The organism is Acetobacter sp. P1H12_c (assembly GCF_018811975.1).
Lineage (GTDB): Bacteria > Pseudomonadota > Alphaproteobacteria > Acetobacterales > Acetobacteraceae > Acetobacter > Acetobacter persici.
The window spans coordinates 41,313-52,194 of record NZ_JACRVR010000021.1 but is presented as its reverse complement, the minus strand read 5'-3'; the positions used below and the strand labels follow the sequence as shown (position 1 = coordinate 52,194).

The 10,882-nt window shown below is 51.4% G+C and carries 10 protein-coding genes and 2 pseudogenes; 1 reads left to right on the top strand and 11 read right to left on the bottom strand.

The annotated features are described in order from the left end of the window. Nucleotides 1–140 (top strand): annotated as a pseudogene (locus tag KP699_RS11025) (transposase); the annotation flags it as partial. Nucleotides 141–248: 108 nt separating this feature from the next. Here KP699_RS11025 and KP699_RS11020 read toward each other — a convergent pair. The 11 genes and pseudogenes from KP699_RS11020 to KP699_RS10970 form a co-directional block, all read right to left on the bottom strand. Next, nucleotides 249–521 (bottom strand): annotated as a pseudogene (locus KP699_RS11020) (type I restriction endonuclease); the annotation flags it as partial. Beyond that, nucleotides 518–1,870 carry a restriction endonuclease subunit S gene (locus KP699_RS11015; protein WP_215762645.1) on the bottom strand — a complete coding sequence of 451 codons (1,353 nt, stop codon included), beginning with the start codon at nt 1,868–1,870 and terminating at the stop codon, nt 518–520. The pseudogene KP699_RS11020 and the gene KP699_RS11015, both read right to left, overlap by 4 nt. Then, nucleotides 1,860–2,180 (bottom strand): nucleotidyltransferase family protein, encoded by a 321-nt coding sequence (locus KP699_RS11010; protein ID WP_215762644.1) that lies wholly within the window; start codon nt 2,178–2,180, stop codon nt 1,860–1,862. The genes KP699_RS11015 and KP699_RS11010 overlap by 11 nt, the downstream gene beginning before the upstream one ends. Beyond that, nucleotides 2,177–2,578 (bottom strand): nucleotidyltransferase substrate binding protein, encoded by a 402-nt coding sequence (locus KP699_RS11005; RefSeq protein ID WP_215762643.1) that lies wholly within the window; start codon nt 2,576–2,578, stop codon nt 2,177–2,179. The genes KP699_RS11010 and KP699_RS11005 overlap by 4 nt, the downstream gene beginning before the upstream one ends. Continuing rightward, entirely contained in the window at nt 2,578–4,191 is a 1,614-nt protein-coding gene (locus tag KP699_RS11000) for a class I SAM-dependent DNA methyltransferase (RefSeq protein WP_215762642.1), read from the bottom strand. Before KP699_RS11000 ends, KP699_RS11005 begins: the two co-directional genes overlap by 1 nt. 125 nt (nt 4,192–4,316) lie before the next feature. After that, complete coding sequence (locus KP699_RS16465) at nt 4,317–6,053, bottom strand: hypothetical protein (protein ID WP_252346979.1); 1,737 nt, start codon at nt 6,051–6,053, stop codon at nt 4,317–4,319. A gap of 21 nt (nt 6,054–6,074) precedes the next feature. After that, nucleotides 6,075–6,452 carry a plasmid mobilization protein gene (locus tag KP699_RS10990; protein ID WP_215762641.1) on the bottom strand — a complete coding sequence of 126 codons (378 nt, stop codon included), beginning with the start codon at nt 6,450–6,452 and terminating at the stop codon, nt 6,075–6,077. A gap of 174 nt (nt 6,453–6,626) precedes the next feature. After that, the gene (locus KP699_RS10985; RefSeq protein ID WP_215762640.1) at nt 6,627–8,258 is read right to left on the bottom strand and encodes a DUF6538 domain-containing protein; all 1,632 of its coding nucleotides are present in this window, start codon (nt 8,256–8,258) and stop codon (nt 6,627–6,629) included. 416 nt (nt 8,259–8,674) lie between these two features. After that, nucleotides 8,675–9,268: a contact-dependent growth inhibition system immunity protein gene (locus KP699_RS10980; RefSeq protein WP_215762639.1), complete on the bottom strand. Its 594-nt coding sequence runs from the start codon at nt 9,266–9,268 to the stop codon at nt 8,675–8,677. Continuing rightward, on the bottom strand, nt 9,268–10,323 hold the full coding sequence (locus KP699_RS10975; protein ID WP_252346983.1) for a hypothetical protein: 1,056 nt from the start codon (nt 10,321–10,323) through the stop codon (nt 9,268–9,270). The genes KP699_RS10980 and KP699_RS10975 overlap by 1 nt, the downstream gene beginning before the upstream one ends. Next, the gene (locus tag KP699_RS10970) at nt 10,323–10,880 is read right to left on the bottom strand and encodes a contact-dependent growth inhibition system immunity protein (protein ID WP_215762637.1); all 558 of its coding nucleotides are present in this window, start codon (nt 10,878–10,880) and stop codon (nt 10,323–10,325) included. The genes KP699_RS10975 and KP699_RS10970 overlap by 1 nt, the downstream gene beginning before the upstream one ends. Between the last annotated feature and the right edge of the window lie 2 nt (nt 10,881–10,882).

Below are 10,882 nucleotides of genomic sequence, written 5' to 3'. Positions count from 1 at the left end.
GGTTGAGGGATGAATGCCTCAACGAGACGCTGTTCACGTCTCTCAGCCATGCCCGACAGGTTCTGGCTGACTGGCGGGAAGACTACAATACGGTGCGTCCCCATTCCCAGCTGGATGGCAGGACACCGGATCAGATCGCCAGACAAGGGTCTCGGGGGCATGCCCCCGAGACCCTTGTCATTCCATCAACCCCAAGCCATAAAAACGGGAACTCTCCTTTTAAGTGGATACAAAAAAGGGGGCACGTCATCATGCAAGCGGCGGTTTTCGTCTACATGGTCGGGTGTGTCTTCGCGGATCAGGGCCAGCTGGGCTTCATCGCGTGAGGCTTGGCGAAGGTGTGGGTTTAGCCTGTCTATGGCTGCTCGCAGGCGTTTTTCCAGAATGACGTCCGATAACGAGGCGCGTTCGGGCTTTTTACCACCGGGAGCAATATCTGGCCCCCAGACAATGGTGTAGCCACATTCGCGCAGAATATCGCAGGCCCAGTCTTCGATCTCGTTTTCGGACAGAAAGCTCATGTCACGTCTTCCACCATCTTTTCGGCATCTCGGATGCTAATTTCGCCGGACATGAGTTTGGGGAGTAGGAGGTCCCGGAGTCCGGAGAGGGTACGGGATTCCTCACAATTCACTAAAATACGTTTGAAATATTTTGAAACCATGTTCTCGTAATGTTGAGCAAGCCTCAATGAGGGAAGTGTTGTTGAAATTGTAGAGAAGGTCTCCCGTGTAATAGTGTCAAAAACAGACCCATGCGTGTTGTTTTTCAGCTCATTAAGAATATTTTTTAATGCTTGCAGTATGAAATATTGCCCGTAACCATTAGAGCCACGAATGCCATAACATGATTGGTTCATAGTCATGTCGCCTGATGTTAAGGCTAATTTCCCCACTGTGCCACGGGCAGAGATGATAACTGTGTTTTCAGGTAAGATGGATGCTGCGCTATTATTAAGTCCGTCTTGTGTAATTTTTTTTGTTGTATCCAGAACATAAACATCGCTCTCCGTAGGGGCATCGACCACCGAGAACCAAGGTATATTTCCATTCCAATATGATGGAACAGAAGTTTTGGGTGTTCCTCCTGTAAGAATGGTTATGCAATGGTCAAATGTTGACGTTTCCCACTCCTCGGGCTTCCCCTCATCATCCAGCCTATCGGGAAAGAGTTCCCACAGTTCTGGTGCGAGGTAAGGGGCTTCTCCGGCCATTTTTGCCCGTGTCGGGCCAAAATCGACAAACCAGTTCCGAAACATCGCCCGCGCCATGGCTTCCAGCGTTTCGTTTGTCCGGCGGTTGAGGTCTATTTTGTCGTCGAGAGAGCCGAGAATAGAGGCTATGCTATCTTGTTTGTGTCTTGAGAAAACAGGTATCGGAAGAGCGCGTATGGTGGGCATGTTTAAGCGTTCGGCAACAGTTCCGTCACGAAAACTTGCAACGTAATTCACCATGATTGGTGAGTTTAGCCAGTATTTAATGAAAATATGGTTATGATTTTTTTGAGGTCTAATTAGAACCATTCTTTGCCCAAGGCACACCTTGGTATTTTGAGGAACTTCTGCCGCTATGCCAAAATATGTGCCTTCTCTACTATAAAATAAGTCTCCATATTGTGGAGTAGCTCGTGCAATGCGGAGGAGATAAGTTTCATCAGAAACATGAGCTGCCAGATGTTTCTTAAATATACCAGTTCTTATATCTTGAGAACGGACAACTAATGGTCCTATTGAGGTTATCTTGGGAGTTGAATGGGGACAATCAAAAATTCCGTCACAAATAGAAGATAGCAAAGCCCATTCTTGAATTTCGTTCCATTCTTTGGTTTCGCGCGGGATGTGAACCGTTTTTTTTGAAAAGTCAGATTTCATGGTTAAATTCTTTTTTGATAACAATATTTTCTTTGATTATATCTTTAAAATATAAATCTATTAATGCCCAGTCTAGCACATCAACTTTCCACGGTAGATAAGATTCAGAGAAAGCTTCCTCTAGTCTTGCCCGCGTCTCCAAAGGCAAAGGTTCACCACCCATAATCGCTAGATCAAGATCAGAAAATGGTTTGGCCTTGCCTGTCACGCGCGAGCCAAAAGCCCGGACTTCACGGTCAGGCACAATCTCGTTGAGTATCCGCAGCACAATGGCCCGCTCTTCGGGTGTTATGTCGATCTGCCCTGTCACGCTGTGCGCTCTTTCAGCGTGGCCAGCAGAAACTCGGCTTCTGCGATAAAATCTGGAATGATGGTCACAACTTGTTTGGCTGTGGCCTCGTTATAAGTATGGCTGGTTAGGTTGCGCATTTTGCGGAACACGCTCCACTGGGGCCATGCGCTTTTGAGCAATCCAGCCTCATTGGCGGAGCGGATCATGTCCGGAAAGCCCATGCGGTCATAGTCCTCGGGGGAGGCAGAATTGGCTTCCAGAAAGCGCTTCAGGGTCTTGTGGCTGAGTTCATAGGTAAACTCGAAACGCTGGATCAGGCCGTCCCGCAACTGCTCGTCGTTGGGCTGGGCAAGGTGGCGTGTCCAGCCTTCCTTCAGTCGGTCGAGAGCGCGTTCCAGTGGGGTAAGATACAGCATCACGCGCTTTCCTTCTGCACGATCAGCTTGAGGGAGGCGGTAATTTTCGCGTTCAGTGCGTCACCCTGCGCAAACTGTTCTTTCAGGGTCTTTTCAAGGGCTGCGAAGCGTTCGGTAAATGGCACGCTGTCTTCTTCGGCTTCCTCTGCCCCAACGTAGCGGCCCGGTGTCAGTACAAAGCCGTGCTGTTCCACTTCATCCAGTGTGGCAGATTTGCAGAAGCCCGGACTATCCTCATAGGTACCCGCGTTCTTTTCTCCGCGCCATGCGTGGTAGGTGTCGGCAATGCGGGCCACGTCCTCGTCCGTCAGTTCCCGGCGGGTGCGGTCAACAAGCTTGCCCAGCTTGCGGGCGTCAATAAACAGGATCTCTCCGCGCCGGTCTCGCCAGCCTTTTTGCTTCTTGGTACGGGTGAGGAACCACAGGCAGGCCGGAATCTGGGTGGAATAGAAAAGCTGACCGGGCAGGGCCACCATGCAGTCCACCACATCGGCTTCCACCATCCGGCGGCGGATTTCGCCTTCGCTGTTCTGGTTGGAGGACATGGAGCCATTGGCCAGCACCACGCCAGCGGTGCCGTCGGGGGCCAGATGCCACAGGATATGCTGGAGCCACGCATAGTTGGCATTGCCCGCAGGCGGTTTGCCATACTGCCAGCGCGGGTCTTCCTCCAGGGATGCATTCCACCAGTCCGACACGTTAAAGGGCGGGTTGGCCAGAATATAGTCAAAGCGCAGGTCTTTCAGCTCGTCACGCAGAAAGCTGCCTTCGTTGTTCCAGCGGATATCCGCGCCGATGCCGCGCACCGCAAGGTTCATGCGGGCCAGACGCCATGTGGTGTGGTTGCTCTCCTGCCCGTAAATGGCAATGTCACCCAGCTTGCCACCATGGGTTTCCACAAAGCGTTCGGACTGCACGAACATGCCACCAGAGCCACAGCATGGGTCATACACCCGGCCCTTATAGGGTTCGAGCATGGAGACCAGCGTGCGCACCACGCTGGAAGGGGTGTAGAACTCGCCACCGCGCTTGCCTTCGGCTCCGGCAAAGCCGCCAAGGAAGTATTCATACACCCGGCCCAGCACGTCCCGCGCCTTGTCGTCCGTATTGCCCATGCCGATGTCGGAGATCAGGTCGATCAGTTCCCCCAGCATCACACTATCAAGGGCAGGCCGTCCGTAATCCTTGGGCAGAACGCCCTTGAGCTGCTCCGGATTGGCTTTTTCGATGGCCAGCATGGCTTCATCAATGAGTTTTCCGATGCCGGAGGACCGGGCGTTGTCTCTCAGGTGAGACCAGCGGGCGGTCTCGGGCACCCAGAAGATGTTTTCAGCCAGATATTCGTCCGGGTCTTCCGCTGCTGCCGGATCATCCAGCATCAGTTCAGCATGACGGGCTTCAAAGGCGGTGGAGATGTAGCGCAGGAAGATCAGGCCAAGGGCCACATGCTTGTAATCTGAGGGTTCAAGGTTCTTGCGCAGCTTGTCAGCCGCCAGAAACATCTGCTGTTCAAAGCCTAGTGTTGCACTCGCAGCCTTGACTTTGCTTGCCTTGGTGGTTTTCTTGGGAGCAGGGGCAGCATCAGGGTTCTTGCGAGGGCGACCACGGGGCATGAAAGAAAGCCTTGTTTCTCAGAAAAATCAGATAATCCAGTTTGACGGAAACTGGCCATCTGGTCGAGAGGCAATGGCGGGATAGAGGTCTGTCTGGCATCGTGTGCTGATGGCCAACCGGGATTTTATGGTGATGGTCCCATGGCCGGTTTGGGTTGGGCAATGCCCATGGTGTTCCTCAAGCCTGCTGGAACAGACAGTTTTGAGCGCAGGCGGGCGATTTCCTGCCTTGCCCGCTCTTTTTCAGGTTGGTGGGCCTTGTCCCATTGTCTGATACGGTCTGCTCGTGCCTGCACCAATCTGTCAAAACGATGCTGGAGCCATGGTTCAAGTTTTTCCGGATCAGCCATGGCGGAAAATTCGGCATCATACTGTTTCCTGAATTCTTCAAGGACAGGTCTATCCTGTTCTGTCAGGATAGACCGGACAGGTTCTGGCGGTGTTGAGCGCAACCCGACAATATGCAGCAACGCCTGTACAACAAACCGTAGGATTTCGAGGAATTCGAGCAAAAGCTGCTGGCAGACTTTTTCCAGTTTCCCGGCTCGTCCGGTTATGCGGTGCCAGCGGCTTTCGTCAGCTTGTTTCCACTCTTTTTTGGCACGATGGTAACGCGCAAAGCTGCTGCGCAGTTGCTTCTGGTAGGGGGTGAGGGCTTTTCGCCATTTCGCGAGCATTTCTTCCCTCTTTAGAGGGGCCCAGTCCGCTTCTGGTGCTCTCTGGTCAAGGATAGCCTGCTGGTCCTGAATCGCCAGCCTGATCCGGCGGCGGAGACGGGCTTCTTCGGCGCTGATAATCAGCGGATACAATGGTTTCGGCGGGGTATGTGGCATGGCGGCTGGCCTGTCCACATCCTCCATTTGCCTGCGCCTGAGTGCGTCAATCGCTTTATTCCCGTGTGGTAGGTGAATGCGTTTCGGTTCCCTTTTTCTGGCAGGTGGGGAGGCAGGGGCTGATAGTATCTCGGTCTGGTCATTTTCAGCTGTCATGCGTACAGGGACACGGGTGCTTCTGATATCCAGTTTCGGCTTTTCGTGTTCTGCTGATTGTTCTTTTGCCAGAAGCTTCCGGAATTCCGCCATGCGCACTTTTGTCAGCCGGGTAAAGCTACCAACCAGAACACCATCGCTGGTTTCGATGATATGAGCACCCGGTCGGGTCTCCTTTCGATCCCCTTCGCGCATGGTCAGACCATGTTCTGTCAGTGTTGCACGGAAAGACTTTAATCCGTCAGATTGGTTCCAGAGAGAGGCAACAAGCTGTTTGAGTTTGGGCAGGTCAAGTCCCTGTCTTTCCGCTGTGCGGTGGGCCTGCGAGGTATAGGTGGCACGGGGTTTGTCTGCTGGCTGTGCTGGAGCAAGGGCTGCGATCAATTCTGCTTCATGGACTTTGCCTTTCTGACGTAAAGCTTTGGCAATCGAGCGGTCATGGCGTCCCGCGACAAGGGCATGACCCAGCCTGATTTCTTCCAGCCTTGCCAGCTTCTCCAGCCGTATCCAGCTAAAACGACTGTCTAAAATATGGTCTTGCTGCCATTCAGGCAGGAGGAGATGACCATGAGTGCTGCCATCCTTTTGATGGATGACCAGCGTTATGTGCTCAGGGTCTGCATAGAACTCGTGACAGATTCTTCCGGCAAATTCTGCCAGTTGGTCATCTGTCATCGGTTCAGCAGGATTAAAGGCGATATGACGCAGACCATAGGTCAGGTTTTCCCGTTTTGCTTCCCGCATGGCATCATGAAGCCACCAGTCTGACCCGGCCATGACCCTTACGGCTTCATTTTTTGGGCCATGGAGAACATGTCGGGCAATGGCATTGGCTCCGCTTTTTGTTCTGATCCGGCTCTCCTGAATAATCATGGCTCATGACCCGGACGGCTTTCAATGAAGCGTCCTGGCAGACCAGGCGCACCTGCGCCGGGGTGGGCGGCTTCGTGACTGTGCCAGAAGCCCGTCAATCTGATGCAGCCTGTCCTCAAGTTTGGTGAGTGTTTCCCCGCAGTGGATGTGGTCACCACAATGAGCAGAGTGGGCCAGTTGATTCAGATTGTTGCCAATGCGTGAGAGGGCATGACGCAGACTGTAAAGTTCTGCGCCGACCTGCTGACCATCGTCACCAGCCAGTTCTGAGGTCATCAGGAGAGCCCTGATCCAGTGGGCGGTGGTGGCATGGCCGAGGTGGCGGGCAACGCTATTCCAGCGGTCCAGTTCAGAAGGACTGGCTCTGACAGAAAGGCGGGAAGTTCGGGCAATCGGCATAACAAAGTTCTCCTTAAAGGGGGTCAACGGGGGAAGTATTCCCCCTTGCCAGCTGTCTGACGCTACCCTTTGGGTAGCCGTCTGACACTGCTGGCTCCTCTTAAAGATAACCTATTAGAACACGCGATTTCCTGTTTTTGTTTTTATGCAAACAAGACTGTCACCTTGCGCCGGTTAAATGGGCATAATGCACTCGGGCGGATAGCTCAGGGCTTCAATGACTTGTTTCAAATTGGCGACTTCAATCCCGCTCGTGTAGTTCATCGTTCCCTGTGATTTATGAGACGCTTCATGCCCTAAAACAGTGTCGATCCACAATTCTCTGATGTGGGCTTCCTGATTTCTGAGCTTGGTGGAAACAGTATGGCGGAATGAATGGAACGTCACATCTTCCGGGATGCCAATGCGCTTTTTATGCTTCGAGAAAGCCCGCGCAAAATTGTCTCCGCGTTCACCTGCCGATGAAACCGTGAGGTCAGGGAACAGGTAAAGTTCTCCTGTATTCTGGAGCAGGTCGAACCCTTCTATGTCGAGAAGGTGCGAGTGGATGGGAATGATGCGAGTGCCGGCTGCCGTCTTTGGTGACCAGCCGTCTTCAATGTGAGGTCTGACATGGAAGCAAGGCACTCCGTCGATGACTTCAATGTCCTGACGTCTGAGGTTACAGATTTCACCCAAGCGCATGCCTGTAAACATGCCGATAGTAATGATGCCAGCCCATGTGCGATGGGAAACCGCAGCACTTGAATACTGTGTACTGGCAAGTAAAGCCAATTCTCTGTCGGTCCATCCCCGTCGGACAATCTTCTTGGTGACATTAAAGTCCCAGCCTGCCCAAGGGTTCTTGTCTACAAGATCACGCTGAACAAGATGGCTCCAGAGAGAGGACATGCGCGAGAAGTGGTTCTTGACTGTCTTGCCGCTGACGGTTTCCTGTCCCTGTTCTTTGGCCTGAGCAATCACCATGCGTAAGGGGAGAACAGTTTTTCCTTTCCCGTGCGTGGCGGGCAGGGATGACAGAAGGTCAAAAAACTCACCGGCTATGGTGCCGGTGATCTGCCGAATAGGCTTATCGCCGAAGGCCTCAATGAACAGATCAATCGTTTTACGAGTGGCCTTGAGCGTGTCGGGGCTTTTGGTGGTGTCTGAATAGATGAATTTTTCGGCCATCACCGAAAGGCGAGGAGAGGACGGTTTAACAGGGACAGGCTTTTCTTCTGCGCCCACGTCCTCAAGAGAGGCGAGAGACGATGCCGGAATGTTTCCGGCCTGCTGGGCTAGTGTCTGATTGCTGCGAATGTCGACAATCATCGCCGCCAGCCTGTTTGCCTCTCCCCGCAGCATTTCTTTTTCTTTGGCACTTACGGCTGAGCCTGTTTTGAGGCGCTGGCTGAGAGATTCCAGTCGCGTCTGTATGGCAGCCAAGTGATCCTTGCGTTGTTGGAGAAAGGCGCTTTCTTTTTGAACCTGTGCCAGCATCCCCATCGCATGGCGGGCTTGCTCAGCCTTCTGCTCCAGTGCGTGGCACTCTTCTGCCAGTGAGAGGGTTGTTTCCTGATCCCGGATCATCTGGGTCTGGAGCGTCAAAAGCTCCTGTAGAAGGGTAGGGGAAGCCTGTTCGTCCAAAGTCCGGGCCTTATGAAAGAAGTCACCTGTGCGCGCATACAGATCAGCAGCTCTTTCGCGGGCGATCAACTTTTTATCGGTGCGCAGAGAGAGGGAGATTTCAGACCGGCCCAGAAGGGCTTTGAGGTCCTGGGGGATGGCACGGCGGAAATGGTAGTGTGAGCCGATGAGGCGAAGCATGACGAATTCCCATTATGGGAAGACAAACGGGAGAATCCCGCAGACCCGCCAAATTCTCATTTTACTGTTATATTTCAACAGGTTAGTGGTGCGAACTGCGGGACTCGAACCCGCTTTCTTTGGTCGCAACCAATCAGAAAACCCATTGAAACACAACGATAATTTCAGACCAAATCATCCTTCGTATGGTGACTGCGGGTTCACTCTTCGGGAAAACCCGTGGGGCAGTCAAGAGAGGGATTCGTCTGATCCCTCGTGATGATATGATGTATATATGGCGTACTGGGCGTTGTCAGGAAATGGGGGAGCAGTGTGCAGCCATGCGTCTTCCTACAGGTGCAGCCTAGTTCTTCTATTAGCTGCGGCTACCCACTTAAATCGATTGATTGGAACGGTAAATTTTTTGTAGCAGGCGTTCACGGGAACAGGGGCTCCGTGGATTTGCCCGGTCCTTCGCATTTGGCTAAAGCTTTCAGGACCATCTCACCAATCTCTTCGTCTGATGCGGTAAAAGGAATGAGAAAGACACGATCCTCGTTTATATCGAGCGGCCAAGCGGAATGATTGCCGGTGACAGAACTTTTTGAAGATAGAATTTCAATATCAGGCTCTGATTTATAAAACCAAGAAATAAAAACATGATCTTTTTTCTTCCAAGCTAGTTCCCTTGATTTATAACCATAAATTCTGGCGATCTCGTCCCAGAATGTTAGCCGTCGTTCAGTTGATTTTTCTTCCATAGCTATACGCTGCTGTTGGTCAATTGGAATGCCAGCAGGAGGCGCATAATATTCACTAGATTCAAGGGCTTTACGAACATTTTCTCCAAGCCATTTAGGTGTAACATTTCTTAAAGAATGGACGACTAATCCATGACGCGAAAAATACTTTCCTCCCCAATTTTCTTCAGAAACAACGGTTATATACTTGTCAGTACAATCAACATTACATGATTTGTATGGGGTCCGTGGAGGATAGCGTCTGGCCCGTGTAAATTTTGCTTTTTTCATTATATCACAGGATTAATATTGAAGGTGAAAATTTCGTTTTCTGTAGCCATTTCGGTTTGGGCATCATGATAAGCTCTGCACAAAGCTTTCCATTCAGCCCTGGTTTGATCATCCATTGTTGTTGGATCAGTGATGTATGGTACTCCAACGTTTAGTGCGAAGGAACTGATATCTGCTCGATCGAAACTTACGGTCCCATCCTTTGTTTGGTCCCCTTTATACCCAAGCATTTTATCGACGCTAGCTTCTACACGAGCTGCTACAGCGGAAGGGTTATCACGGTAACTGTTTGCTGACAGATTTATTGTTTTATCACTTGTAGCGATACTGTTATTTTTATCCCAATGATCAAAAGCTCTCCAATTTGATTTTTTGTTTTGAAGCCAGATCACACTGCTCGGATCCTGGGAGGGGTTAAGTTGGTTCTGCACCCAAGCTTCGTAGGGTAATCCCTGCTGATTGGCGGTTGTACCGCTGTTTTTTGATTTCCACTGAATACCCTGATCTTTGTAGCTCTGATTCCAAGGCGTACCGTCCACGCTCCCGAAAGTCTGGTTGGCTGTTTTGATATCGTTATTACTAATATTCTTTACGATCGTTGTATTGTTACGGAATTTTACTGGATCACAGTCATCATTGTTTTCGTTCTCGATCTTTTTCAGTTCAGTCAGAACAGAGCCTTCATCAATACTGGCGGCAAAGGCATTTTCACCTCCCGCTACAAGTTGTGCTTTGGCATCGGCAGGATCAGACGACATTTCAAGATAGGTATTAACCAGAAGATTGGCTTCGAGCCCGATAGCCTGGTTTGTAGATGATGCGATGTTGTTTATCTGGTCTTGAAAAGACACAGACACGGATGGCGTATAGGCTGCTGCTTCTGCGGCGAGTTGATCGGCTGTCTGGTTCTGTATAGTGAGGGTCCAGGCATAGGAGAGATTATAGAGGGCCGTGCTTGCGGTCTGGAGTGCGGCAGTGTCCGGTGGGAGTTGCCCGCAGTAAGTGGTCTTGCAGTTGCTAAACGAGCAACTATATAAGTTTTCTGCCGTAGGCATCACGGGAACAGGGGCTCTGTGGATTTGCCCGGTCCTTCGCATTGGGCAAAAGCTTTCAGGACGGTCTCACCGATGTGCCTGTCCGGAGCATCTATCGAGACAGAAAAAACGCGCCCCTCATTTCGGTTTCTGGGCCATGCCGAGTGCCCTCCACCACGAGAGCTTTTTGTGCTTAACAATTCGATATCATTCGTCGAATCAAACCGCCATGATGCGGCTACGAGGTCAAACTTTTTCCAGGCCACATCACGATTTTTGTAGCTATACGATGCTGTAATGTCATCCCAGAACGCAAGACGGCGTTCGTTGGAGGCATCTTCCATGGCAATCCGAGCCTCTCGGTCAACAGAGCTTCCATCGATGGGCGTAAAACTCTCACTGGTTTGAAGAGCCAGGCGAACATTGAGACCGATCCACTCGGGAGTGACGTCCCTTGGTGCATGAATGACATGACCTTTCCGGGAGAAATAAATTCCATACCAGACTTCCTCGGCCTCTATGGAAATCCATTTATCCGTGCGCGTGATGCTGCAACTTTTGCTACGTATGACAGCCATTA